This is a genomic window from Vibrio sp. 10N.286.55.E10 (genome assembly GCF_002872555.1).
Taxonomy (GTDB): domain Bacteria; phylum Pseudomonadota; class Gammaproteobacteria; order Enterobacterales; family Vibrionaceae; genus Vibrio; species Vibrio crassostreae.
In genome coordinates, this window is the sequence record NZ_MCSD01000023.1 from 1 (window position 1) to 25,876 (window position 25,876).

21 protein-coding genes are annotated in these 25,876 nt (G+C 45.6%); 9 read left to right on the forward strand and 12 right to left on the reverse strand.

Translation table 11 applies throughout. The features are described from left to right. Window positions 1-79: 79 nt before the first annotated feature. Genes hemG through BCV39_RS13560 form a run of 3 tightly spaced genes read right to left on the reverse strand, consistent with a single transcriptional unit; the run spans window position 80 to window position 2,732 of the window. Window positions 80-607: a menaquinone-dependent protoporphyrinogen IX dehydrogenase gene (gene hemG / locus BCV39_RS13550; RefSeq protein WP_102432948.1), complete on the reverse strand. Its 528-nt coding sequence runs from the start codon at window positions 605-607 to the stop codon at window positions 80-82. A 9-nt stretch (window positions 608-616) separates the two neighbouring features. Further along, complete coding sequence (locus BCV39_RS13555) at window positions 617-2,074, reverse strand: TrkH family potassium uptake protein (RefSeq protein WP_012602960.1); 1,458 nt, start codon at window positions 2,072-2,074, stop codon at window positions 617-619. A gap of 34 nt (window positions 2,075-2,108) precedes the next feature. Next, entirely contained in the window at window positions 2,109-2,732 is a 624-nt protein-coding gene (locus BCV39_RS13560) for a YigZ family protein (protein WP_102432947.1), read from the reverse strand. A 227-nt stretch (window positions 2,733-2,959) separates the two neighbouring features. Here BCV39_RS13560 and fadB point away from each other — a divergent pair, with 227 nt between their 5' ends. The 3 genes from fadB to BCV39_RS13575 all read left to right on the forward strand — a co-directional run bounded on the left by fadB (window position 2,960) and on the right by BCV39_RS13575 (window position 7,542). After that, a complete protein-coding gene (fadB, locus tag BCV39_RS13565) occupies window positions 2,960-5,131 on the forward strand; it encodes a fatty acid oxidation complex subunit alpha FadB (RefSeq protein WP_102432946.1) in 2,172 nt (723 codons plus the stop codon). 26 nt (window positions 5,132-5,157) lie between these two features. After that, the gene (fadA, locus tag BCV39_RS13570; RefSeq protein WP_017058821.1) at window positions 5,158-6,321 is read left to right on the forward strand and encodes an acetyl-CoA C-acyltransferase FadA; all 1,164 of its coding nucleotides are present in this window, start codon (window positions 5,158-5,160) and stop codon (window positions 6,319-6,321) included. A gap of 240 nt (window positions 6,322-6,561) precedes the next feature. Next, a complete protein-coding gene (locus BCV39_RS13575) occupies window positions 6,562-7,542 on the forward strand; it encodes an MDR family oxidoreductase (protein ID WP_019825590.1) in 981 nt (326 codons plus the stop codon). Between the two features lie 135 nt (window positions 7,543-7,677). Here the strand turns inward: BCV39_RS13575 and BCV39_RS13580 are convergent, their stop codons facing one another. Both BCV39_RS13580 and BCV39_RS13585 read right to left on the reverse strand, forming a co-directional pair. Further along, window positions 7,678-8,619: a LysR family transcriptional regulator gene (locus tag BCV39_RS13580; protein WP_102432945.1), complete on the reverse strand. Its 942-nt coding sequence runs from the start codon at window positions 8,617-8,619 to the stop codon at window positions 7,678-7,680. A 156-nt stretch (window positions 8,620-8,775) separates the two neighbouring features. Next, the gene (locus BCV39_RS13585) at window positions 8,776-8,961 is read right to left on the reverse strand and encodes a hypothetical protein (protein ID WP_048657791.1); all 186 of its coding nucleotides are present in this window, start codon (window positions 8,959-8,961) and stop codon (window positions 8,776-8,778) included. Window positions 8,962-9,110: 149 nt separating this feature from the next. On the opposite strand from BCV39_RS13585, the gene tusA reads away from it, so the two are divergent. Continuing rightward, window positions 9,111-9,362, forward strand: coding sequence for a sulfurtransferase TusA (gene tusA, locus BCV39_RS13590; protein WP_004736675.1), 252 nt, complete (start codon window positions 9,111-9,113; stop codon window positions 9,360-9,362). 83 nt (window positions 9,363-9,445) lie between these two features. On the opposite strand, the gene BCV39_RS13595 is transcribed toward tusA, so the two are convergent. Then, entirely contained in the window at window positions 9,446-9,700 is a 255-nt protein-coding gene (locus BCV39_RS13595) for a hypothetical protein (RefSeq protein WP_017058818.1), read from the reverse strand. 151 nt (window positions 9,701-9,851) lie between these two features. Further along, a complete protein-coding gene (locus BCV39_RS13600; protein ID WP_017058817.1) occupies window positions 9,852-10,406 on the reverse strand; it encodes a TMEM165/GDT1 family protein in 555 nt (184 codons plus the stop codon). A 420-nt stretch (window positions 10,407-10,826) separates the two neighbouring features. Here BCV39_RS13600 and glyQ point away from each other — a divergent pair, with 420 nt between their 5' ends. The 4 genes from glyQ to BCV39_RS13620 all read left to right on the forward strand — a co-directional run bounded on the left by glyQ (window position 10,827) and on the right by BCV39_RS13620 (window position 17,604). Beyond that, a complete protein-coding gene (glyQ, locus tag BCV39_RS13605) occupies window positions 10,827-11,741 on the forward strand; it encodes a glycine--tRNA ligase subunit alpha (RefSeq protein ID WP_017632669.1) in 915 nt (304 codons plus the stop codon). A 2-nt stretch (window positions 11,742-11,743) separates the two neighbouring features. Beyond that, on the forward strand, window positions 11,744-13,810 hold the full coding sequence (gene glyS, locus BCV39_RS13610; RefSeq protein WP_102432944.1) for a glycine--tRNA ligase subunit beta: 2,067 nt from the start codon (window positions 11,744-11,746) through the stop codon (window positions 13,808-13,810). A gap of 202 nt (window positions 13,811-14,012) precedes the next feature. Beyond that, window positions 14,013-16,100, forward strand: coding sequence for an alpha-amylase (locus BCV39_RS13615; protein WP_102432943.1), 2,088 nt, complete (start codon window positions 14,013-14,015; stop codon window positions 16,098-16,100). Window positions 16,101-16,353: 253 nt separating this feature from the next. Continuing rightward, window positions 16,354-17,604 (forward strand): valine--pyruvate transaminase, encoded by a 1,251-nt coding sequence (locus BCV39_RS13620; RefSeq protein WP_102432942.1) that lies wholly within the window; start codon window positions 16,354-16,356, stop codon window positions 17,602-17,604. Window positions 17,605-17,710: 106 nt separating this feature from the next. Here BCV39_RS13620 and BCV39_RS13625 read toward each other — a convergent pair whose 3' ends face one another. The 5 genes from BCV39_RS13625 to dnaA all read right to left on the reverse strand — a co-directional run bounded on the left by BCV39_RS13625 (window position 17,711) and on the right by dnaA (window position 24,720). Further along, window positions 17,711-18,145, reverse strand: coding sequence for an Hsp20 family protein (locus BCV39_RS13625; RefSeq protein WP_009848140.1), 435 nt, complete (start codon window positions 18,143-18,145; stop codon window positions 17,711-17,713). Between the two features lie 403 nt (window positions 18,146-18,548). Then, window positions 18,549-20,966, reverse strand: a complete 2,418-nt coding sequence (gene gyrB, locus BCV39_RS13630; protein WP_017058811.1) for a DNA topoisomerase (ATP-hydrolyzing) subunit B — start codon at window positions 20,964-20,966, stop codon at window positions 18,549-18,551. Between the two features lie 17 nt (window positions 20,967-20,983). Beyond that, on the reverse strand, window positions 20,984-22,063 hold the full coding sequence (recF, locus tag BCV39_RS13635; RefSeq protein ID WP_019825571.1) for a DNA replication/repair protein RecF: 1,080 nt from the start codon (window positions 22,061-22,063) through the stop codon (window positions 20,984-20,986). Between the two features lie 53 nt (window positions 22,064-22,116). Then, a complete protein-coding gene (gene dnaN, locus BCV39_RS13640; protein WP_017058809.1) occupies window positions 22,117-23,217 on the reverse strand; it encodes a DNA polymerase III subunit beta in 1,101 nt (366 codons plus the stop codon). A gap of 81 nt (window positions 23,218-23,298) precedes the next feature. Further along, complete coding sequence (gene dnaA / locus BCV39_RS13645; RefSeq protein ID WP_019825569.1) at window positions 23,299-24,720, reverse strand: chromosomal replication initiator protein DnaA; 1,422 nt, start codon at window positions 24,718-24,720, stop codon at window positions 23,299-23,301. A 310-nt stretch (window positions 24,721-25,030) separates the two neighbouring features. Here dnaA and BCV39_RS13650 point away from each other — a divergent pair, with 310 nt between their 5' ends. After that, a complete protein-coding gene (locus tag BCV39_RS13650; RefSeq protein ID WP_009848135.1) occupies window positions 25,031-25,780 on the forward strand; it encodes an amino acid ABC transporter substrate-binding protein in 750 nt (249 codons plus the stop codon). Window positions 25,781-25,876: the final 96 nt, after the last annotated feature.

Genomic DNA, 25,876 nt, shown 5'->3' on the forward strand with positions numbered 1-25,876 from the left:
GCCCTTTTTGAAGTTTTTCTCGTTTTTTTATTCGTTCGATTAAAAAGAGCACAAAACGCCTCAAAAGTAGGCTTTTCTCTTACATCTCTTGCAGTTTCTTAGAGAATAAAGAGACTTTTTCCCAGTTCGTGTACTCAACTTCCTTGGTTGTATCCGTTTCTCCACCTGTCATATTCATAATGAAGCGAATCATGGTTTTATCGAACCAGTTATAACGAGGGTAATAGAGGGCGCCAGCAAACACACCAATCAAAGTAGGTTGCCACGGGGACTTAAGAAGGAACTTCTTAATGTAAGCACTTCCTTCTGGCGTATCTTTTCCTTGGTCTTCTTTACGCGCTGTTAAGTTAACGCAAAAGAAAGCAACCTTGTTTGATTGCAGATGAGCAAGGTTGGCATCAATAAACTGATATAGCTTCTTATTAAGGTGGCCGTAACGAATAGATGCACCAATCAAAACTCGGTCGTATTGAGCAAAGTCAACATTACCAACAGTGTGTAAATCTTGAAGCTCACATTCGAACCCATTCATTTCTTCTTTTATATAGTTCAAGATTTTCTTGGTCTGCCCTTCACGGCTTGAATACAAAAATAGAGCTTTTGCCACAATATGTCCTTAGCTACGCCAAAACGTAGGGGTCAATAAAATTAATAAGGTGAATATCTCTAAACGGCCAAACAGCATAGATACGATCAACACCCATTTAGCCTTGTCATTCACATCGCCGAAGTGCATTGCCACTTCACCTAAGCCTGGACCAAGGTTATTCAATGTTGCCGCCACAGCAGAGAAAGCACTCAGCTCATCCATCCCCGTAGCAATAAGAGCCAACATACAAACTACAAAAACTAATGCGTATGCAGAGAAGAAGCCCCAAACCGCATCAACGACACGTTGTGGTAGCGCCGAACCACCAACCTTGATGGTATAGACAGCACGCGGGTGGACAAGACGCTTCATTTCACGAGCACCCTGTAAAGTAAGCAGTAATATTCGAATGACTTTCATACCGCCACCCGTTGAACCTGCACAACCCCCTATAAAAGAAGAGAACAGAAGCAGCACAGGTAAGAATAACGGCCATTCAGAAAAACCGGTGGTGGTGAAGCCTGCGGTTGTTGAAATAGATACTGTCTGGAACAACGCCTGATCGAAAGCATCATAATACGAATCGTAAGAGTGGTGATTCAGCAATAATAAGAAACAAACTAAGAACAGCACTACTTGAATAAAGATAAAAGCGCGGAACTCAGGATCTTTCCAGTAATACTTAGGATGCACACCGCCTGAAGCAAATGCCGCAAAGTGCAGAGAATAGTTACATGCAGATATAAGAAGGAACACGACCGTAATCATATTGATCGCCGGGCTATTGAAATAACCCATACTCGCATCGTGAGTCGAGAAACCACCAATCGCAATAGTAGAGAAGCTATGGCTGATCGCATCAAAGAAACTCATCCCTGCTAGCCAGAACGCCACTGCACAAGCAATCGTTAGACTCAAATAGATGTACCAAAGTGCTTTTGCCGTTTCAGCAATACGCGGGGTCATCTTGCTGTCTTTTACTGGACCCGGGATTTCAGCACGATATAGCTGCATACCACCGATACCCAGAACAGGAAGGATGGCTACCGCCAATACGATGATACCCATACCACCAAACCACTGCAGGAATTGGCGGTAAAATAGAATTGCTTTAGGTAGATCATCGAGGCCAACAATTACGGTTGCACCTGTCGTCGTTAATGCAGAAAACGATTCAAAAAAGGCATCAGTAACGGAAACACTCGGATTATCTGCGATCAAAAACGGCAGCGCACCAGCACTACCGATTACCGTCCAGAACAACACCACAATGAGAAAGCCATCTCGCGCCTTCAATTCATGTTTATAACGTCGGTTTGGAAACCAGCAAGTTGCTCCACAAAATAATAGAACGAAGAAAGTCGTCACAAATGGCACACCCGCACCATCTCTATAGATCAGTGCGACGAGCGCAGGTGCGAGCATTGATACACTAAAAAGTGCTAATAATAATCCGACGATTCGAATAATTGAGCGAAATTGCATGAGCTATTGAACGAAGCGAAATGCTTCACACTTCCTAGTTGTCTTTGACTTTCGTTACCAGTGCCTTGGCACCGCTTTTATTGATCATGGTTTGGGTAAACGAATCTACCTGAAGGAGCTCGATTTCAATAATAAGCTCAACTTGAACACCATAATCCGCTTGGACTTCAACAGCCTGATGCTGAGCCATAATGGATTGCGCGATTGGCACAAAGCCATAGTCTAACTCTAGCCGTAATTTTGTGGTTATTTTTTTCTCGATAGTTTGAAGCAGCTTAAGAGCTTGTTGTACTCCACCACCATATGCCTTTACTAGGCCACCCGTTCCAAGCTTGATTCCGCCAGAATAACGAGTAACAACAGCCGTCAGTTCACCAACACCAGAACCAGACAGTTGCGCCAAGATAGGCTTACCCGCAGTACCCGAGGGTTCGCCATCATCACTAAAGCCCCACTTCATCGAGTCTTCAGGTCGCCCTACAGCAAAGCCCCAACAATTATGTCGCGCTGATGAATGCTCTTTTTTTACCTGTTCTACGAACTGTTTAGCAGCTTCTACACTTGGAGTATGAGCAAGATGAGTAATGAAGACGCTCTTCTTGATCTCTTCTTCAAACCGAGCCGACGCTGACGGTATTAAATAGGGCTGTTCATTCATATCGTTAACTTAATTAATAAGAGCGGCGAAGTGTATCACGCGTGAATAATAAGGGTTAGAGGATCTGTGCCATCGCACAATGTTAAACAATTGTTTAAAAAATGTATTGAAATTCACCAAGCAGAGGTACAGACTAGAATGACTGGTCTTACCAGGTATTCTACAATAATAGAAAGATAACAAGATTCTCTCAAACAATCGTGGATTGTATGTCATGGAGATAGACAATGATTTACCAAGCTAACACCTTACAGGTAAAGGAATTACAAGATGGTATTGCAGAACTTAGCTTCTGTGCTCCGGCCTCTGTAAACAAACTCGACCTTGCTACTTTAGAATCACTAGACAAAGCGTTAGATGCTCTTAATGCTCACGCTGGATTACGTGGTTTAATCTTAACTTCAAACAAAGACGCGTTCATCGTAGGCGCAGACATCACTGAATTTCTTGGCCTATTTGCTAAGCCAGAAGCAGAACTTGATGAATGGTTAAGATTCGCTAATTCAATCTTCAGCAAGCTAGAAGACCTTCCTGTCCCAACTCTTTCAATGATGCGTGGCCATGCCCTTGGCGGCGGCTGTGAATGTGTACTCGCTACCGATTTCCGTATCGGTGACAAGACCACCAGCATAGGCCTACCAGAAACCAAACTTGGCATCATGCCTGGCTTTGGTGGTTGTGTGCGTCTGCCACGTGTTATCGGTGCTGACAGTGCAATGGAAATTATCACGCAAGGCAAAGCATGCCGTGCAGATGAAGCACTTAAAGTTGGCTTGTTAGATGCGATTGTTGAAACAGACCAACTATTAGAATCAGCGATTAACACTGTTTCTCTAGCAGCCAATGAAAAACTCGATTGGCAGCTACGTCGTAAACAAAAAACATCAGCGCTTTCATTAAGCAAACTAGAAGCGATGATGAGCTTTACCATGGCGAAAGGCTTAGTTGCTCAAAAAGCCGGACCTCATTATCCAGCGCCAATCACTTCTGTGATTGCAATTGAAGAAGCGGCACGAAGCGATCGTGATGCTGCACTCGATACCGAACGTAAGCACTTCGTCAAGCTAGCGAAATCAGAAGAAGCTAAAGCACTAGTCGGCTTATTCCTAAATGACCAATACATCAAAGGCCTAGCGAAGCAAGCGGGTAAGTCTGCAAACAAAGCAACTGAGCGTGCAGCCGTACTCGGCGCAGGCATCATGGGCGGCGGTATTGCTTACCAATCAGCGTTAAAAGGCGTGCCCGTGATGATGAAAGACATCGCACAAGCGTCTCTTGACCTTGGTATGAACGAAGCTTCTAAGCTGTTGAATAAACGCTTATCACGCGGTCGCCTAGATGGATTCAAGATGGCAGGCATTCTGTCTTCTATTACTCCAAGTCTGCATTATGCAGGTGTTGAACAATCAGATGTGATTGTGGAAGCGGTTGTAGAAAATCCTAAAGTAAAAGCAGCAGTGCTGAGTGAAGTTGAAGGTCTCGTGGGTGAAGACACAGTTCTTACATCAAACACCTCAACGATTCCGATCAACCTGTTAGCGAAATCTTTGAAGCGCCCAGAAAACTTCTGTGGCATGCACTTCTTTAACCCAGTGCATCGCATGCCTTTGGTTGAGATCATCCGTGGCGAGCATACTTCAGAAGAAACCATTAATCGCGTAGTCGCTTACGCAGCGAAGATGGGCAAATCCCCTATCGTTGTTAACGACTGCCCAGGCTTCTTCGTAAACCGTGTACTTTTCCCTTACTTTGGCGGTTTCAGCATGTTGCTACGTGACGGTGCTGATTTCACTAAGATCGATAAAGTGATGGAGCGTAAGTTCGGTTGGCCAATGGGCCCAGCTTACTTGCTAGACGTTGTGGGTCTAGACACAGCACACCACGCACAAGCTGTAATGGCACAAGGTTTCCCTGAGCGTATGGGTAAAGAAGGTCGTGATGCGATCGACGCACTTTACGTTGCTGAAAAATACGGTCAGAAGAACGGCAGCGGTTTCTACACATACAGCGTAGACAAACGCGGTCGTCCTAAGAAGACCTTCTCTGAAGACATTCTTCCTATCTTGGCTGACGTATGCCAACAGCCGCAAGACTTTGATGACCAAACAATTATCCAGCGCGTGATGATTCCAATGATCAACGAAGTGGTGCTTTGTCTAGAAGAAGGCATTATCGCGACACCGCAAGAAGCGGATATGGCACTGGTTTACGGTTTAGGCTTCCCTCCATTCAGAGGCGGCGTATTCCGCTACTTAGACAGTGTGGGCATTGGTAACTTCGTTGAAATGGCGAAAGGCTACCAAGACTTAGGTGCAATGTACCAAGTTCCTCAGCTATTGCTTGATATGGCAGCGAAGGGCGAAAGCTTTTACGACAGCCAACAAGCCAGTTCTCTGTAACCCACATTTGGAAAAGGAATAGCAAAATGAAAAATGTAGTTGTTGTTGATTGCCTTCGTACCCCAATGGGACGTTCCAAAGGTGGAGCTTTCCGTCACACTCGTGCTGAAGATCTGTCGGCACATTTGATGAAAGGCATTTTAGAGCGCAACCCAGAAGTAAACCCTGTCGAAATTGAAGATATTTACTGGGGTTGTGTACAACAAACGCTAGAGCAAGGCTTCAACGTTGCACGTAACGCTGCCTTGCTTGCTGGCCTACCGATTGAGATTGGTGCGGTGACGGTCAACCGTTTATGTGGTTCATCTATGCAAGCTCTGCATGATGCAACCCGCTCTATCATGGTTGGTGATGCTGAAATCTGCCTGATCGGTGGTGTGGAGCACATGGGCCACGTACCAATGAACCACGGTGTTGATTTTCACCCTGGCATGTCGAAACACGTAGCGAAAGCTGCCGGTATGATGGGCCTAACCGCTGAGATGCTAGGTAAAATGCACGGTATTAGCCGTGAAGACCAAGATGCATTCGCAGCACGATCACATGCTCGCGCTCAAGCAGCAACAGTTGAAGGTCGTTTCAAAAATGAAATCCTGCCAACAGAAGCTCACGCAGCAGACGGTTCACTGTTCACTCTGGATTACGATGAAGTCATTCGCCCAGAAACTACGGTTGAAGGCTTATCTCAGCTTCGCCCGGTATTTGACCCAGCAAACGGTACGGTGACAGCAGGTACTTCATCAGCATTGTCTGATGGTGCTTCTGCAATGCTTATCATGAGCGAAGAGAAAGCCAACGCACTTGGCCTTAAGATTCGTGCTCGCGTGAAGTCGATGGCTATCGCAGGCTGTGATCCTTCAATCATGGGTTACGGCCCAGTACCAGCAACCCAAAAAGCACTAAAACGTGCAGGCCTAACCATTGAAGATATGGGTGTAATTGAGCTAAACGAAGCGTTCGCGGCGCAATCTCTTCCATGTGCGAAAGACCTAGGTCTACTGGATGTGGTTGATGAGAAAGTAAACCTTAACGGCGGTGCGATTGCTCTTGGTCACCCACTAGGCTGTTCTGGTTCTCGTATCTCGACGACCCTAATCAACCTGATGGAAGCACAAGATGTGAAATACGGCTTAGCGACCATGTGTATTGGTTTAGGCCAAGGTATTGCAACGGTATTTGAACGCCCATAGCGATCACTGACGGTAATACTTGAAGGGTAATTTTTTGTGCAGCTATATTTATATAGCTGCACTTTTTATTACTCGACATCCTACAATACATAGATTCGTTCAGCGAACTTAACGAAAGAAAATCACTACTTACATCTATGCACAAAACGCATAGATTCAATGTTGATGTTTCATTATTTTTTCTCGGATGATTCAACTAAAGTTACTTCAGTTTCCTAATATTCCTCCACGGAGCAGATCATGTTTAAAGCACTTGTACTAAACCAAGAAGACAAAAAAACTATCGCGTCAGTTTCTCAAATTGAAGAATCTCAATTACCAGAAGGTAACGTGAAGATTGATGTTAGCTACTCTTCTTTGAACTACAAAGATGGTTTGGCGATTACAGGTAAAGGGCGCATTGTTCGCAACTTCCCTATGGTTCCTGGTATCGACCTTTCTGGTGTGGTTTCACAATCTGATGACCCACGCTACAAAGCGGGCGACGAAGTTGTTCTAACTGGTTGGGGTGTTGGTGAAGGTCACTGGGGCGGCATGGCTGAGAAAGCAAGCCTAAACGGTGATTGGTTAGTACCAATGCCTGCAGGTCTTGACGCTAAGAAAGTAATGGCGATTGGCACAGCTGGCTTCACTGCGATGCTTTGTGTGCAAGCTATCGTAGATGCAGGCATCAAACCTGAAGACGGTGAAATCCTAGTAACAGGTGCAAGTGGCGGTGTAGGCAGTGTATCTATCACTCTACTAAACCAACTGGGTTACAAAGTAGCAGCAGTTACTGGCCGTGCTTCTGTAAACGGTGAACTACTGAAATCATTAGGCGCAACACGTATTGTAGAGCGTGCTGAACTAGAAGAACCAGCGAAACCACTAGAGAAACAACTGTGGGCTGGCGCTATCGATACCGTAGGCAGCAAAGTGCTTGCGAAAGTATTGGCGCAAATTGATTACAACGGTGCGGTTGCGATGTGTGGTCTAGCAGGCGGTTTTGACTTACCAACAACGGTAATGCCATTCATTCTGCGTAACGTTCGCCTACAAGGTGTGGATTCAGTAATGTGCCCTCGTGAAAAACGTATTAAAGCGTGGGAGCAACTGGCTGAGCTACTACCAGAATCTTTCTACGCTCAAGCAACCAAAGAAGTGTCTTTAGACGGTGCTATTCAAGCTGCAGAAGACATCACTAACGGTCAAATCACTGGTCGCGTAGTCATTAAACTATAGATTCTCAAACACAAGGTTATCAAACCTTAAGCGCCACCTTTAAGCTTGGATAACCCAAAACAACAAAGGGCTGATTTGTATCAGCCCTTTTGCGTTTTTGTCATTCGGGTCAAGTGAACCCAGACTCATTCCTAGTTAACCCAAACCGACATCCGCAATCCGTTTTTGAATCAGCTCACCACACTCTTCTTTGACCACTCTTCTCAACCATTGTTGTGAAGCAGAGGAATCGCAGCGCGAGTGCCAGATCAGTGAGTAATCAAACGGCATAAACTCGAATGGCAGCGGCTTGACGACTAAGTCATAACGCTCAGCGACCAAATAAGCCAAATCAGCAGGTACAGTGATCACCAACGGCATTCTATCAACAATCGCCAATGCGGCTTCAAGGTGATAAGCACGCAACACCATTTTTCGAGGCTGTTGATTAGCTAACGCGTTGTCTAATAAAGCCTTAACACCATCACTGATCGCAATCATCGCATGCGGGAGTGATACATAGTCTTCAAGGCTTAAAGGCTGGTCCGCCAATGGATGGTTTTTAGATAACAGACACGACACACCAACCGGCCCTAAGACCTCTTGATAAAGTGGTGCAATGCTGCCACTCGGACGACAGATCGCCATATCAACGCGTTCGGTGCTGAGTTGCTTAAACAAATGTTCATGCTGCAGCGGTGCAAACTCCAAAGAGATGTTCGGCGCTTGCTCATAAATCTTCGGCAGGGCATAAGGCAAGATGGTTTGCATCGCGTAGTCAGTGGTCGCAATCAGGAAACGCTCGCTACAATAATAAGGGTCGAAATCACTCGGGCTAAGCAGTTGACGGAATGATTCTAAAGGCTGATCAATGCGTTGGCTGATCTCAAGTGCTTTTTTGGTGGGGATAAGGTGCTGACCTTGTCGCGTAAACAAGGGATCGTTGAGTAACTCTCTTAAGCGCCCTAATACTCGGCTGGTTGCCGACTGACTTAAGTTAAGACGAATCGCGGCCTGGCTAACACTGCCCTCTTCAATCAATACCTTTAAAGCGACCAATAAATTCAGGTCTCTACGATAGATATCTTCTAATTCCACACCACTTACCTAGCTGTATACGATTGTCATTGATCACTAAGTTGTTTATAGCATGCTTTAGATAAAAAAAATCCCGCAATTACGCGGGGAAGCCCAAGAAAATCTGGGGATAGTGTCGGAATGTTGTCGTATCGGAATTTGCTTGTTGTATTCGGGTTAGTGCTCTCGCTCTTCGGCTATACCTTGCCAACGGCGCATCTCCACCCAAATACCAATAATCGTTGCTACTATGCCAAAAATAGGCATCAGTGAGGTCTCTGTCGATGAACGTAGTACTAACGCACAAAAAGAAATAAAACAGAGAACCGAATAAATTGTTAATCTATCTAATCCTGTCAACATCGCCACTCCTTAGCTAGTTGCCTTTGTTTCGAGTTGTTATCAACTTGTTAACTAAGTTATAGGAAATGATTCTGTTTGCCAAGCACTTATTGCATATTTTTTCTGCAGACGTATTATTCACTCGTTAGATAGATATAGAGATACAAACCATGACATTCAAACCTGAACTGGCAACCCATACTTTAGAAGCTGAAGGCCTGCGTTGCCCAGAACCAGTAATGATGGTCAGGAAGACAATTAGAAACATGCAGGATGGCGATGTGTTACTGGTAAAAGCTGACGATCCTTCGACAACTCGAGATATTCCGAGCTTTTGCCGATTCATGGATCACCAGTTGGTAGGCCAAGCAACAGAAACGTTGCCTTACCAGTATTTGATCAGAAAGGGATTGGAGGCGTAGCGCCCCACCGACTATCAAGTATCAAAAAAGCCGCTGGTACCTTATGTTCTTAAATAGAACTCAGAGTACCAGCGGCTTTTTGTTTATTCGCTTCTAGACTTGTTTTGCAGATGCTCCAGCTGATGCTGAATTTCTCGGATATCTTTGCGCATCGGAATAATATGCGCGACCCGAATCCAAGCCTCTACCGCAAGCGCAGTCATGATGATGGCACCCGCGACCATTGGTAGCCACATGTCCGTCAACACCATGCCTAATAGTGTAAGTGCAAGACCAAAGGTAAATAGATAACTTTGGCTTTGTGGAGTAATACCCATATAACGCGTCAACATAATCATGCCCTCGTGTTCTTAACTCACAAGATTAAAATATCATGACAAGTATGACAGTTATATGTCCGTTCGCTCGATAAACCCCACAATACTGTAAGAGTATGACCTACAACACATTACTCTACTAATTGAGTATGATTAGCCTCAATACCACCTATTAATAGAAAGCCGCAGCAATAGCCAAACCAACGAACAACAAGGCCGTGATCTTACGAATCAGGTCAAGCGGCATCTTGTCTGCCGACAATTTACCGATGATCACCACAGGCACATTCGCCAATAACATACCAATGGTAGTACCCAAAATCACCCACGCTAATGCATCCGCATATTGAGCCCCTAGGATAGAGGTCGCAATCTGGGTTTTATCACCGATCTCTGCAATAAAGAAAGCGATAAAACTGGCGACAAACGGGCCTCGGTTTGAGATCTGTTCATCGTCATCTAACTTATCCGGAATCAGAATCCACCCCGCCATCGCAATGAAACTGACCACCAGCACCCACTTTAAGACTTCAGGAGATAAGTAATCTGCGACCACAACCCCGAGCCATGCTGCAAGGGCATGATTGGCAATGGTGGCAAAGAAGATAGCCGCGATGATAGGTATCGGCTTGCGATATCGACTGGCTAATAAAAGAGATAGCAACTGAGTCTTATCACCGATCTCGGCTAAGGCGACAGTTGTAATTGAAATTGCTAAAACGCTCACGACATGCTCATTTGGGATGGAGATTATTATATTTAACCATAGACAAACCTCGCGCCCCATCCCGGTTCACGATGCTTGTCTAAGGTCTTGCTAAGCGCCACCAAGGTGGTGGTTGCCTCGAACGCCATGATGATTTTGCATCAATTATGTTGACGGACGAACTCATTCAATAGGATATGAATAAGTAAGCTACTCCCCAAAGACCGCGAGATTTTAATCACCCACGCTTTCAAACACAAGTGTCAAACTTATCAAAATATCCACTTGTGCCGAAAAACAAACATTAAAGGCAAAAAAATCCACTAAACGACATTTTAGACCACTAATTAAACAAGATTACCCCTACTCGCTTTACGAATATCTCGGTATACTCAGAGGTTATTTTTCTCATTCATTTAAAAGAATCGCGCGAACCTGACTATGCAAAAATACGATATCAAAACCTTCCAGGGAATGATCCTCGCGCTGCAGGATTACTGGGCTCAAAACGGTTGTACCATTGTTCAACCTCTAGATATGGAGGTAGGTGCAGGCACCTCTCACCCAATGACATGTCTACGAGCACTTGGCCCAGAGCCAATGTCTACAGCTTACGTTCAACCTTCTCGTCGTCCGACCGATGGCCGTTACGGTGAAAACCCTAACCGTCTGCAGCACTACTACCAATTCCAAGTAGCGCTAAAACCATCGCCAGACAATATCCAAGAGTTGTACCTAGGCTCCCTAGAGGTTCTTGGTGTTGACCCACTTGTTCACGACATTCGCTTCGTTGAAGATAACTGGGAAAACCCAACACTAGGCGCATGGGGCCTTGGTTGGGAAGTATGGCTAAACGGCATGGAAGTAACACAGTTTACTTACTTCCAACAGGTTGGCGGCCTTGAGTGTAAGCCTGTAACAGGTGAGATCACTTACGGTATCGAGCGTCTAGCAATGTACATCCAGGAAGTAGATTCTGTTTACGACCTAGTATGGAACGTAGCACCAGACGGTTCTAACGTGACTTACGGTGACATCTTCCACCAAAACGAAGTTGAGCAATCAACATACAACTTCGAGCACGCAGACGTAGATTTCTTATTCACTTTCTTCGATCAGTGCGAGAAAGAGTGTAAAGAGCTACTTGAGCTTGAGAAGCCACTTCCGCTTCCAGCTTACGAGCGCATTCTAAAAGCAGGTCACGCATTCAACATCCTTGATGCGCGCAAAGCTATCTCTGTAACAGAGCGTCAACGTTACATCCTTCGTATCCGCAACCTGACTAAATCAGTTGCTGAGGCGTACTACGCGTCACGTGAAGCGCTTGGCTTCCCAATGTGTAAGAAGGACAAATAATCATGGCGAAGAATTTTCTAATTGAACTGGGTACGGAAGAGCTTCCACCAACAGCACTTCGTTCTCTAGCAGAAGCCTTTGCTTCTAACTTTGAAGCAGGTCTTAAAACGGCTGAGCTTTCTCACGAAGGCATCAAGTGGTACGCAGCGCCTCGTCGTCTAGCACTTAAAGTAACTGCACTGGCTGAAGGCCAAGCGGACAAAGTGGTTGAGAAACGTGGTCCTGCTGTTTCTGTGGCATTCGATGCTGAAGGCAACGCGACCAAAGCGGCACAAGGCTGGGCTCGTGGTAACGGTATTACTGTTGAGCAAGCTGACCGCCTGAAAACAGACAAAGGCGAGTGGCTTCTTTTCAAACAAGAAGTGGCTGGCAAACCTGTTCAAGAATTGGTGATGGACATTGCTGCGAAAGCACTGGCTGGCCTACCAATCCCTAAAGCAATGCGCTGGGGTAACTCAGACATTCAATTTATCCGTCCAGTAAAAACATTGACAGTACTACTAGGTGATGAGCTTGTTGAAGGCGAAATCCTAGGCGTAGCATCTGCTCGTACTATCCGTGGCCACCGTTTCATGGGCGAACAAGAATTCACAATTGACTCTGCTGACCAATACCCTGCGATCCTAGAAGAGCGCGGTAAAGTAATGGCAGATTACGAAGCGCGTAAAGCGATCATCCTTGCTGATTCGCAAAAAGCGGCAGCTGCGGTTGGCGGTACAGCTGACCTAGAAGATGACCTTGTTGAAGAAGTAACGTCTCTGGTTGAATGGCCAGTAGTACTTACAGCGAAGTTTGAAGAAGAGTTCCTAAAAGTACCTTCTGAAGCTTTGGTTTACACCATGAAGGGTGACCAAAAGTACTTCCCTGTTTACGACGAAAACAAGAAGCTACTTCCTAACTTTATCTTCGTATCAAACATCGAGTCTAAAGAGCCTCGCCACGTTATCGAAGGTAACGAAAAAGTTGTACGTCCACGTCTTGCTGATGCTGAATTCTTCTTCAACACAGACCGTAAGCGTCCGCTTATCGACCGTCTTGCTGAGTTAGACCAAGCTATCTTCCAGAAGCAGCTTGGTACTATCAAAGACAAAACAGACCGCATCACAGAACTTGCTGGCTACATCGCTGAGCAAATCGATGCTGACGTTGAGAAATCTAAGCGCGCAGGCCTACTGGCTAAGTGTGACCTAATGACATCTATGGTATTCGAATTCACGGATACACAAGGTGTAATGGGTATGCACTACGCGACTCACGATGGTGAAGACGAGCAAGTTGCACTAGCACTTTACGAGCAGTACATGCCTCGTTTCGCTGGTGACGACCTACCAAGCACGGGTATCTCTTCAGCAGTTGCAATGGCAGACAAGCTAGACACTATCGTAGGTATCTTCGGTATTGGCCAAGCACCAAAAGGTTCTGACCCATTCGCTCTACGTCGTGCATCACTAGGTGTGCTACGTATCATCGTTGAAAACGGCTACAACCTAGACCTAACGGATCTGATCGGTAAAGCGAAAGAATTACTAGGCGACAAGCTTACTAACGAAAACGTAGAAGCTGACGTTATCGACTTCATGCTAGGTCGTTTCCGCGCATGGTACCAAGATGCTGGTTTCAGCGTTGATATCATCCAAGCGGTACTAGCACGTCGTCCAACTAAGCCAGCTGACTTTGACCAACGTGTTAAAGCGGTTTCTCACTTCCGTGAACTGGAAGCAGCAGAAGCACTAGCAGCAGCGAACAAGCGTGTAGGTAACATCCTTGCGAAATTCGATGGCGAGCTACCAGCTGAAATCGACCTAACGCTTCTTCAAGAAGACGCAGAGAAAGCACTGGCTGAAAACGTTGAAGTAATGACGGAAGCACTAGAACCAGCATTCGCGACAGGCAACTACCAAGAAGCCCTAAGTAAGCTTGCTGATCTACGTGAACCGGTTGATGCATTCTTCGATAACGTAATGGTTATGGCTGATGACGAAGCGCTTAAGAAGAACCGTCTAACGCTACTGAACAACCTACGTAACCTGTTCCTACAGATTGCTGACATCTCTCTACTGCAAAAATAAGCACGAGTGAGACAGTTGCTCTCAGTCATACTCTGAGCAACCAAAGGTAAATACCCAAAGGGAAGCGAAAGCTTCCCTTTTTGTTTTTGTGAACCAAGCATTTGTTTGTAGAGGTGTTATTGATTATCTGAATGAATCAGCGCTCAGACTGTAGAGGGCATTGTTTGCTATAACTGACCTGTTTATTCAGGGGAAGGGAACAATGAAAAAAACAGTACTCGCGCTTTCAATACTCGCACTCAGCGCATGCAGCCAAACCAGTGATGACAGCTTATTGCTGACGATCGATAACAACACTGTCGTATTTGAATCGACAGGAAAAGGCACTGTTATCGCTGAACAGGAACTCGCTAAAGGTAGCTATACCTTCTCTATCAGCGATACTCAAAATACCTGTGGCACTAACTATGCGCTGGCCGAAGAGAGTCGTATCAAGTTCAATAAACCCCTTCGCCTAGACGACTGCACCGATAAATCTGAAATCGCTATTAAAGTCTTTCGCGCTAACACCTATCAATTTACGCTCAACCCACAGACCAATGAACTCACGGTTCAGGTAAAGCCAAAGCAGAAGCAAGTACAAAGCTTTGCCTGTCCAGTACCCAGTGACCAACCAACCACCATAGATGTTACTCAAACCTTTGATGATGGCACCGTGGTAAGAGACGCTCTTTCAGGCAAACAAGTCACAGTGACTAATGGCAGCGTCACCATGCAACCTGCAGAAAACAGCCAAGGTGTTCTGCTGCTGGAGAGAGTAGAACCAGAAACCAAGGCTGACTTTAGTTGGGACAACGCTACGGTCTACTTCGTCATGACCGACCGTTTCCACAACGGCAACCCTGATAACGACAACAGCTATGGTCGCAGCCAAGACGGACAAGACGAAATCGGCACCTTCCACGGTGGTGACTTGGCAGGCTTAACCGAAAAACTCGATTACATAGAATCACTCGGTGCTAATGCTATCTGGATAACGTCTCCGTTAGAGCAAATTCACGGCTGGGTTGGCGGCGGTGATCGCGGTGATTTCAAACACTATGGCTACCATGGTTACTACCACCAAGATTGGACCAAGCTTGATGACAACATGGGTACCGAAGACGAGCTGAAAACCTTCATCGATACCGCGCACAGCAAAGGCATTCGTGTTGTTTGGGACGTGGTAATGAACCACACGGGATACGCGACGCTTGCCGACATGCAAGAGTTCGACTTTGGCAAACTCAACCTAACTGATGAAGAAGCCAAACAAACGCTTGGCGAAAACTGGACGGACTGGCAACCAGAAGCTGGCCAGAACTGGCACTACTTCAACAACTACATATCTTACAGCGACAAAGAAGCGTGGGAAAAGTGGTGGGGCAAAGCTTGGCTGCGCAGCGATATTGGCGCTTATGACTCTCCAGGTTACAACAACCTCACCATGTCTTTGGCGCACCTGCCCGATTTCAAAACAGAATCGACAGAGACAACCGGGCTGCCTAACTTCTATCGCAATAAACCCACCAGCGCGACTGATGAACTCAAAACACCTCGTGAACATCTGATCACTTGGTTGTCTGACTGGGTGCGCGAATATGGTGTTGATGGATTTAGGGTCGATACTGCCAAGCACGTTGAACTGGACGCCTGGGCAGAGCTTAAAGAGAGCACTAACCAAGCACTAGCTGAGTGGAAACAGAACAACCCAGACAAAGCCTTAGATGATTTACCTTTCTGGATGACTGGCGAAGTGTGGGCACACAGTGTAGTCAAATCAGATTACTTTGCTAACGGCTTTGATTCGATCATCAACTTTGAATTCCAGAGCGACATCGCCCCTAAGGCGCTGAAGTGTCTATCCGATCTTGATGCTGATTACCTTCGCTACGCAGACAAGATCAACAGTGACAGCGAGTTCAATGTGTTGAGTTATCTCTCGTCTCACGACACCTCACTATTCTGGACACAGCACGGCAGCGACTTTGCCAAGCAGACCAAAGCCGCGAATGCACTGATGCTTGCTCCGGGCGCGGTACAGATCTATTACGGTGATGAGATAGCCCGTGACTTTGGCCCAACAGGTTCCGATCCAATGCAAGGCACCCGTTCAGACATGCCTTGGGATCAAATCTCCGGCGAACGTGCAGAGTTGCTAGAACATTGGCAAGCGCTTGGCCAATTCCGCCAACGCCACCCAGCTGTCGCGCAAGGTAAGCACATCATCCGTAACAGCAAGGGTTATTACGCCTTCGAACGCCAATACCAAGATGACAAGGTGTTGGTTGTGTATACAGGTTCGAAGTAAACACGCACGGTTCTCAAACGAATTTAATCAAAGGGAAACTTCGGCTTCCCTTTTTTGATCACTAAAAGCGCGTTCAATAAGCAAGCTGTCACTCATTAGCCAAACTTTATAGAAGTTTTTTTCGTGTTAGAGCATTTGGCGCTATGCGTCGCAAAAACATTGCGGTATGTTCAAGGAATACACTGATGGCAGGCATAAGGTCTGCCTTACTGACACATAACAAGCAATCACAATGAATTAGGTAAAATAAGTAATGCAGTTCTCTAAGTTTGGTGAAAAGTTTAATCGATACTCTGGAATCACTCGTTTAATGGATGATTTGAATGATGGCCTGCGCACTCCAGGCGCAATAATGCTCGGTGGTGGTAACCCAGCCGCTATCCCAGCCATGCTCGATTACTTTAACCAAGCCAGTGCCGACATGCTCGCCAATGGAGAACTCATCGCCGCCCTCGCCAACTACGATGGTCCGCAGGGCAAAGACAGCTTCATCAAGTCGTTAGCGGCAATGCTGAAAGAGACCTATGGTTGGGACATCAGCGAAAAGAACATCAGCCTGACTAACGGCAGTCAAAGTGGCTTCTTTTACCTATTCAACCTTTTAGCAGGTCAACAGCCTGACGGCTCACATAAGAAAATCCTACTGCCGATCGCACCGGAATACATCGGCTACGGCGACGCGGGTATTGATGACGATATATTTATCTCTTACCACCCAGAGATCGAGCTGCTAGAAAACCGGCAGTTCAAATACCACGTCGATTTTGAACAACTAAAGGTTGATGACTCAGTCGCGGCTATCTGTGCATCTCGTCCAACCAATCCAACAGGCAACGTACTGACCGACGATGAAGTACGTAAACTGGATAAGCTCGCGCGTGAAAACAATATCCCGCTACTGATCGACAATGCTTACGGCCTGCCGTTTCCAAACATCATCTTTGAAGATGTCGAACCGTTCTGGAATGAAAATACGATTCTGTGCATGAGTTTATCTAAGCTTGGTTTGCCGGGTGTGCGTTGCGGTATCGTGATTGCGAGTGAAGAAGTAACCCAAGCACTAACCAACATGAATGGCATCATCAGCTTAGCACCAAGCAGTGTTGGGCCCGCTATCGCCAACCACATGATTGAGAACGGTGACCTGCTGCGCTTGAGCAGTGAAGTGATTAAGCCTTTCTATAAAGAGAAATCTTTACGTGCAGTAAAACTACTACAAGACGCTATCGATGACCCACGCTTCCGTATCCATAAACCTGAAGGCGCTATCTTCTTATGGTTATGGTTTGATGAGCTACCAATCACCACAATGGAACTGTACGACCGCCTTAAAGCTCGCGGCGTATTGATTGTTCCGGGCGAATACTTCTTTATCGGCCAAGAAGATGAGTGGGATCATGCTCACCAGTGCTTACGCATGAACTACGTACAAGATGATGAAGCGATGCAGAAAGGTATTGCGATCATTGCTGAAGAAGTGAAAAAGGCTTACTCAGAGCAGTAATAAGAGCTTTTAGCTTACTGTAGGCCAAATACAAAAAGAGCACCTCATGAGGTGCTCTTTCACTTTTACTTCCCGATATTTTTTAGCTCTAAGGAGCTAACAGTAATTAACCTTCTAGTAGGCTATTACCATTAATAGCAATCTTACGTGGTTGCATCGCTTCTGGGATTTCGCGTTCTAGGTCGATGTGAAGAAGACCATTTTCCATGCTTGCACCTACCACTTTTACGTAGTCAGCCAGTTGGAATTTACGCTCAAAATCGCGCTCTGCAATACCTTGATATACGAAGGTTTTCTCTGCTTCTGCTTTACGCTCACCTTTCACAATTAGCATGTTCTCTTTCTGAGTCAGATCTAATTGATCATCAGCAAAACCAGCAACGGCCATAGTAATACGGTAGTTGTTCTCGTCTTTTTGCTCGATGTTGTATGGAGGGTAACCGCCAGAAGAGTTCTTCGATGTGTTCGCTTCCATCATGTTGAATAGACGATCGAAGCCGATTGCGTTGCGGTAAAGTGGAGTGAAATCTACAGTTCTCATAATGCTATCCTTTTAGTAAGCAATAGTCTTAGCTGCGAATTTTACTGAGATCGAACCTGTGTGTGACCCAGTAAACAGCTAAGAGATTCAATTCGCATTCCTCGGGTTTCACCTCTATTGGCAACAACGCTGGGACATGACAATGAATCAATTTTTAAGTTGTGTGCTGCTAAAGTTATCCTCTGTTGAGCGATACTTCGTCAGCGGTAATGAAGGTTCTGTTTCTTCTCTTTTGAGCAAGACAGTCATCCTCTTCATAAATAGATATATGGATTGAACAAAATAGTTTCAAGGGATTATTTTCAATAATTTTTCCAATTTAATACTTTTCAATACCTTACAGACACAAAAAAGCACCGCCAATAGGCAGTGCTTTTCATAATTTTAATCATTTAGATTTGGACTACACATCCAAATTGGCAACTTTAAGCGCATTCTCTTCGATGAAGTTACGACGCGGTTCTACTTGGTCGCCCATCAACGTTGTAAACAACAGATCAGCACCAACAGCATCTTCAATCGTTACTTGCATCATACGACGAGTTTCAGGATCCATTGTCGTTTCCCAAAGCTGATCCGGGTTCATCTCACCTAGACCTTTGTATCGCTGTAGGCTTAGACCACGACGAGACTCTTTCACTAACCAGTTCAGAGCATCAACGAAGCTAGAAACTTCTTGAGTACGCTCACCACGCTTAATGTAAGCGCCTTCTTCAATCAAGCCATCAAGTGCTTCAGAAAGATCCGCTAGCTTACCAAACTCTTTAGAGTTAATAAGATCGATGCTCAGTAGGTGTTCATGAGTCACACCATGAGTACGAACCACAATCTTAGGAACGCTTAAGCCTAGCTCTTCGTGTTTTTCAACTTCAAGGCTGTATTGGCTCGCACCTACTTCTTTCGCGTTTAGCTGCTCAACAAGCTGCTTACCCCAAGCTTCAACTGCCGCATCATCATGACACTGCTCAGCCGTTAGACGAGGAACGTAAATCAGTTCGTGAACCAATGCACGTGGGTAACGGCGGCTCATACGATCAACAAGCTTGATGCCTGCATTGTATTGCTGAACAAGCTTCTCTAAACCTTCACCTGCAAATGCTGGCGCTTCAGGGTTAACGTGCAGTTCTGCATTGTCTAGAGCCAAAGATACTTGATACTGGTTCATTGCATCTTCATCTTTAATATACTGCTCTTGCTTACCCTTCTTCACCTTGTAAAGTGGCGGTTGAGCAATGTAGATGTAGCCACGTTCAATCAGCTCTGGCATTTGACGGTAGAAGAACGTCAGTAGCAGAGTACGGATGTGAGAACCATCGACATCGGCATCGGTCATGATGATGATGTTGTGGTAACGCAGTTTATCTGGGTTGTATTCGTCACGGCCAATACCACAACCAAGAGCTGTGATTAGCGTTGCTACTTCTTGAGAAGACAGCATTTTATCGAAACGTGCTTTCTCTACGTTAAGGATTTTACCTTTCAGCGGTAGGATTGCTTGGTTCTTACGGTTACGACCCTGCTTAGCTGAACCGCCAGCAGAGTCTCCTTCCACAATATATAGTTCAGACAGTGCAGGATCTTTTTCCTGACAGTCAGCAAGCTTACCTGGAAGACCCGCTAAATCTAATGCGCCTTTACGACGAGTCATTTCACGAGCTTTACGCGCTGCATCACGAGCACGTGCTGCATCAATAATTTTAGAACAAACTGTTTTCGCTTCACCTGGGTTCTCAATCAGGAACTCAGACAACTTCTCACCCATTGTAGATTCAACGGCAGACTTCACTTCTGAAGAAACCAGCTTATCTTTAGTTTGGCTTGAGAACTTAGGATCAGGCACTTTAACAGAAACAATCGCTGTCAAACCTTCACGAGCATCATCACCAGAGGTCGCAGTCTTCGCTTTCTTAGAGAAGCCTTCCTTGTCCATGAAGCTGTTCAGAGTACGCGTTAGCGCCGCACGGAAACCAGCTAAGTGAGCACCACCATCGCGTTGAGGGATGTTGTTGGTGAAACAGTAGATATTTTCTTGGTAGCCGTCATTCCACTGCATCGCAACTTCAACGGTAATACCGTCTTCACGCTCAGAGTTGAAGTGGAAGATTTTTTGGATGATTGGCGTTTTGTTGGTATTAAGGTGCTCAACAAACGCTTGGATACCGCCTTCGTATTCGAAGTGATCCATTTTGTCTTCTTCGCGCTCATCAATTAGCTTAATTGATACACCTGAGTTCAAGAATGATAGCTCACGTAGACGCTTAGCTAAAATGTCGTAATGGAACTCGATGTTAGTGAAGGTTTCTTCACTCGGCCAGAAACGAATCTCTGTACCTGTTTTATCCGTGTCACCGATAACCGCTAGTGGCGCTTGAGGCTCACCGTGGCTGTAGGTTTGAGTGTGGATTTTGCCACCACGGTGGATAGTAAGAGTAACTTGCTTAGAAAGTGCGTTAACTACTGAAACACCAACACCGTGCAGACCACCAGATACCTTGTACGAGTTATCATCGAACTTACCACCAGCGTGAAGAACCGTCATGATTACTTCTGCTGCTGATACGTTTTCTTCTGGGTGCAATTCTGTTGGAATACCACGGCCGTCATCGCTTACAGACACAGAACTATCTTCATGGATAGTTACAATGATGTCATTACAGTGACCAGCTAGCGCTTCATCAATAGAGTTATCTACCACCTCAAAAACCATGTGGTGCAGACCGGTACCATCATCCGTGTCGCCAATGTACATTCCAGGACGCTTACGTACCGCATCCAGACCCTTCAGTACTTTAATACTCGATGAATCGTAATTATCTGACATAGTTACTCTCTGACTAATTATCCTTGCTCTATTTTGCCATGTTCCACATGAAACATCCTGCTATTTTCGTCATGCATATCTGCAATCTGATCAGCGGTAATAGAGCTTACAAAAACTTGAGCCTGGGTCGCCTTCAAACACTCAGCAAGACGTGCTCGGCGTTGGCTATCTAATTCGGAAGCGAAGTCATCTATTAAATAGATGCACTGCTTACCTGTCATTTGAGTGAGGTGTTGCCCTTGTGCTACTCGTAGCGCGCACACCATCAACTTCAATTGACCTCGTGACAAGACATCTTCCACTGGAGTGCCGTTCACTTTTATCTTCAGATCCGCTTTGTTGGGTCCACTAAAGGTGTAACCAAGTTGCTGATCCCTTTCAAAATTCTTTTCTAATATCTCGGCGTATGGGGTGTCTTTGTCCCAGCCACGATAATAGTTAATCTTTATCTCAAACTCAGGAAGGAAGGTCGCACAGATCTCTTCGGCGACTTCTTTGAGCTGATCAACGTAGGTGGCACGCCACTGACTGATGCTTTCAGCTAAACGGGCCAGTTCTTGGTCCCAATAGCTCAGCTCTCGATAGTGGGTTGCCGTTTTCAATAAGGCGTTTCGCTGCTTATTGAGGCGCTTTACCCTACCCCACGCATCATAAAAGCCCGACTCACTGTGGAAGACTCCCCAATCAATGAATGCTCGGCGATGCTTAGGTCCATCTGTCAGTAAATCAAACCCTTCGGGGTGAATCAACTGCAAAGGTAAGACTTGAGCTAACTGAGCCAACTTTTGCCCAGTTTGACCGCTTATTTTAACCTCTGTCGTGCCATCGCGCTGCTTATTAATGCCAATTGGCAGCTCAAATTGATCCGAGGTCATAAAACGGCCGTGTACAAACAGCTCACTACACTCGTTTTGTATGATACGACCGGTAAGTGAACTCTTGAATGAGCGACCGTGTCCGAGCAGATACACCGCTTCAAGGACGCTGGTTTTGCCGCTTCCGTTAGCCCCTATAAGAAAGTTAAAGCCTGATGACGGTTGAATGTCACAGGCTTCAATATTTCTAAACTGCTTAACGATTAAGCGCGATAAAGGCATAACGTCTTCATATTAATCTTCAATCACGACTCGGTAGGTCAACATGGGGCAGCTTATAAGCGAATTGGCATAACAACGTACATCGCGCTGTCATCTTGTGCGTTCTCAATAAGAGCACTCGCATTGGCGTCTGACATTGAGATACGAACCTGTTCACAACGCAGTGTGTTCAGAACATCCAATACGTAGCTTACGTTAAAGCCAATCTCTAGAGCATCACCGTCGAAGTTAACATCGAGTACTTCTTCTGCTTCTTCTTGCTCTGGGTTGTTCGCGGTAATACGCATCTCGCTATCTGCAAGATTAACGCGAACACCACGGAATTTTTCATTCGATAGAATCGCAGCACGAGAAAATGCTGAACGTAATTCATCACAGCCAGCTTCAAGTGTCTTGGTGGTATTTTGCGGCATTACGCGGCGATAATCAGGGAAACGACCATCTACTAACTTAGAAGTGAAGACATAGTTGTTCACTTCCGCACGCACGTTAGAGTTACCGATTTGTAGTGTTACTGGCTGTTCAGGTGCATCCAATAGCTTCACTAGCTCTTGCACACCTTTACGAGGAACAATGATCTGCTTCTGAGCAAAATCCGCACCCAGTTGTGCTTGAGATACTGCCATACGGTGACCATCGGTCGCCACGCTGCGCAGGATAGAGCCTTCAATCTCAAACAACATACCGTTGAGGTAGTAACGAACATCTTGGTTCGCCATTGAGAATTGCGTTTTCTCGATAAGACCGCGAAGTTCAGCTTGTGTCACTGACACTTCAACTTCACTGCTCCAGTCTTCAATATTAGGAAAATCTGCCGCAGGTAATGTTGCTAATGAGAAGCGGCTACGACCAGAGCGAACCTGAATACGGTCACCATCCAATACCACAGTGATCACTGAGTTATCTGGTAATCCACGGCAGATATCTAGGAATTTACGTGAAGGTACGGTAATGCTGCCCGCTTCGAAATCACCTTCAAGCGTTACACGGCTGATCAGTTCAACTTCTAGATCCGTCGCTGTCATCGACAACACGTTATCTTCTACTTTAATCAGTAGGTTTCCTAGAATTGGAAGCGTTGGCCTGCCACCGAGTGCGCCAGATACTTGTTGTAATGGCTTAATCAGGTGACTACGTTCAATGGTAAATTTCATATCTTGCTCTTACGGTCTAAATGGCACTGCGTAATAGTACGTGGCCAAGATTCTGCTTATTAAGGTTAAGAATACTGTGTATTAAGAAGAAAGGGTACGAATCAGGTTCGAATAATCTTCTTTAATGTCGTGGCTCTCTTCACGCAGCTGAGCAATCTTACGACAAGCATGCAGTACCGTCGTGTGGTCACGACCACCGAATGCATCGCCAATCTCAGGCAAGCTGTGGTTTGTTAGCTCTTTCGCCAGTGCCATCGCCAATTGGCGTGGACGAGCAACAGAACGAGAACGACGCTTAGACAATAGATCAGCGACTTTGATTTTGTAGTACTCGGCTACTGTCTTTTGAATGTTATCAATAGTGACCAGTTTTTCTTGCAGTGCAAGTAGGTCACGCAGTGCTTCACGCACGAAGTCAATCGTGATCGGACGGCCAGTGAAGTTTGCATTGGCAATAACACGGTTCAATGCGCCTTCCAGCTCACGAACGTTAGAGCGCAGGCGCTTGGCAATAAAGAACGCCACTTCATCCGCAAGGTGAATTTGGTGGTCTTCTGCTTTCTTCATCAAGATCGCAACACGCGTCTCAAGCTCTGGTGGCTCAATCGCAACCGTCAAACCCCAGCCGAAGCGAGATTTAAGACGATCCTCTACCCCGTTGATCTCTTTTGGATAACGGTCAGACGTTAGGATGATCTGTTGGTTACCTTCAAGCAGCGCGTTAAAGGTATGGAAGAACTCTTCTTGAGAACGCTCTTTATTGGCAAAGAATTGGATGTCATCTATAAGCAATGCGTCAACACTACGGTAGTAGCGCTTAAATTCTTCGATCGCGTTGTTTTGCAGGGCCTTTACCATATCCTGAACAAAACGTTCTGAGTGCATGTAAACCACTTTCGCATTTGGCTTATTATCAACAATGGCGTTACCCACCGCATGCAACAAGTGCGTTTTACCTAAACCAGTGCCGCCGTATAGGAACAACGGGTTGTAGGCTGTTCCTGGGTTATCAGAAACCTGACGTGCCGCAGCCAAACCCAGTTGGTTCGACTTACCTTCAACAAAGTTATTGAACTTATGTTTTGGGTTCACATTTGAGCGGTGATTCAAATCAACCGCGACAGGCTCTTCATCACGCCAAATATTATGGACAGGCTTGCGAGCTTGTAATTGCGCAGGTGCTGATGACTCAGCGGCCACATCGGCTGCAGTACGAGTCTGAGTCGGTGCTGGTGTCGCAGGCTTTGGTGCAATCACACGCTTGCTTCCCACTTCAAAATGAAGATGTGGGATATCGTTGCCGCAATATTCTTGCAGCAAACGGTTAATGCTATTTAGATACTTATCACGAACCCAATCGAGTACGAAACGGTTCGGTGCAAATAGAGTTAGAGTATTGTCATTGAGCTCCGCTTGTAACGGACGAACCCACATACTGAATTCTGTAGCTGGTAACTCTTCTTGAAGCTGTTGCAAACACTGCAACCAAAGCGAAGATGACACGGTGCCCCCACTCTATTTAAGTAATATGAAATGACTGCTAATTTTACCTGTTGATAAGTCAGATCACCAGCAATTGATCACAGATCCAGTGAATAAGATCCAAGTTATTCACAATAAATTTGTAATTAATCGGTGGATCCACACATCTTGCCCCTAATTTACTCACACAATGATCCACTTATGCCCGGATCCTTGCTAGTTATCCCCAAATTGGGAATTCAATCTGGTTATGGTTAATAACATCTGGTTATTTATTCTATTGAGCATTTTCCCAGTAACATCCAACCCTATAAATATAAGGAGTTACCAAATGAATAACTGGATTAAGGCTGCAATTGCGGCTATCGCACTCTCTGCTGCTACTGTTCAAGCTGCGACTGAAGTTAAAGTCGGCATGTCTGGTCGCTACTTCCCGTTTACGTTCGTTAAGCAAGACCAGCTACAAGGTTTTGAAGTAGATTTATGGGATGAGATCGGTAAGCGTAACGATTACAAGGTTGAATACGTAACGGCAAACTTCTCTGGTCTGTTTGGTCTTCTTGAAACGGGTCGCATCGATACTATTTCAAACCAAATTACAATGACAGATGCACGTAAAGCGAAATACCTATTCGCAGACCCATACGTAGTAGACGGCGCACAAATTACCGTTCGTAAAGGTAATGACAGCATTAAAGGTATCGAAGACCTAGATGGTAAGACGGTTGCGGTAAACCTAGGCTCAAACTTTGAACAACTGCTTCGCAGCTACGACAAAGATGGCAAGATCAATGTGAAAACCTACGATACAGGTATTGAACATGATGTCGCATTGGGTCGTGCAGATGCATTCGTAATGGATCGCCTATCAGCATTAGAGCTTATCAAGAAGACAGGTCTACCATTACAACTAGCTGGTCAGCCATTCGAAACCATTGAAAACGCTTGGCCTTTCGTGGACAACGATAACGGCAAAAAACTGCAAGCAGAAGTAAATGAAGCATTAGCAGCAATGCGCGCAGATGGTACGCTAGAAAGTATCTCTCAGAAATGGTTTGGTGCGGACATTACTCAGAAGTAATTACTCACTTTCTCCATTCAAGGCCCACTGCTTTATACAGCGGTGGGCTTTTTGCTTTTGTGCACTGATTAAAAAACCTGATAGAACAGTACTTAC

What these genes read in the sequence shown, in the direction of transcription:
- BCV39_RS13615 (WP_102432943.1), top strand. Translation starts at nt 14,013, where the DNA reads ATGAAAAAAACAGTACTCGCGCTTTCAATACTCGCACTCAGCGCATGC.
- BCV39_RS13575 (WP_019825590.1), top strand. Translation starts at nt 6,562, where the DNA reads ATGTTTAAAGCACTTGTACTAAACCAAGAAGACAAAAAAACTATCGCG.
- dnaN (WP_017058809.1), bottom strand. Translation starts at nt 23,217, where the DNA reads ATGAAATTTACCATTGAACGTAGTCACCTGATTAAGCCATTACAACAA.
- BCV39_RS13560 (WP_102432947.1), bottom strand. Translation starts at nt 2,732, where the DNA reads ATGAATGAACAGCCCTATTTAATACCGTCAGCGTCGGCTCGGTTTGAA.
- BCV39_RS13625 (WP_009848140.1), bottom strand. Translation starts at nt 18,145, where the DNA reads ATGAGAACTGTAGATTTCACTCCACTTTACCGCAACGCAATCGGCTTC.
- BCV39_RS13650 (WP_009848135.1), top strand. Translation starts at nt 25,031, where the DNA reads ATGAATAACTGGATTAAGGCTGCAATTGCGGCTATCGCACTCTCTGCT.
- BCV39_RS13595 (WP_017058818.1), bottom strand. Translation starts at nt 9,700, where the DNA reads ATGATTATGTTGACGCGTTATATGGGTATTACTCCACAAAGCCAAAGT.
- glyS (WP_102432944.1), top strand. Translation starts at nt 11,744, where the DNA reads ATGGCGAAGAATTTTCTAATTGAACTGGGTACGGAAGAGCTTCCACCA.
- tusA (WP_004736675.1), top strand. Translation starts at nt 9,111, where the DNA reads ATGACATTCAAACCTGAACTGGCAACCCATACTTTAGAAGCTGAAGGC.
- fadA (WP_017058821.1), top strand. Translation starts at nt 5,158, where the DNA reads ATGAAAAATGTAGTTGTTGTTGATTGCCTTCGTACCCCAATGGGACGT.
- glyQ (WP_017632669.1), top strand. Translation starts at nt 10,827, where the DNA reads ATGCAAAAATACGATATCAAAACCTTCCAGGGAATGATCCTCGCGCTG.
- fadB (WP_102432946.1), top strand. Translation starts at nt 2,960, where the DNA reads ATGATTTACCAAGCTAACACCTTACAGGTAAAGGAATTACAAGATGGT.
- BCV39_RS13585 (WP_048657791.1), bottom strand. Translation starts at nt 8,961, where the DNA reads ATGTTGACAGGATTAGATAGATTAACAATTTATTCGGTTCTCTGTTTT.
- gyrB (WP_017058811.1), bottom strand. Translation starts at nt 20,966, where the DNA reads ATGTCAGATAATTACGATTCATCGAGTATTAAAGTACTGAAGGGTCTG.
- BCV39_RS13620 (WP_102432942.1), top strand. Translation starts at nt 16,354, where the DNA reads ATGCAGTTCTCTAAGTTTGGTGAAAAGTTTAATCGATACTCTGGAATC.
- recF (WP_019825571.1), bottom strand. Translation starts at nt 22,063, where the DNA reads ATGCCTTTATCGCGCTTAATCGTTAAGCAGTTTAGAAATATTGAAGCC.
- BCV39_RS13555 (WP_012602960.1), bottom strand. Translation starts at nt 2,074, where the DNA reads ATGCAATTTCGCTCAATTATTCGAATCGTCGGATTATTATTAGCACTT.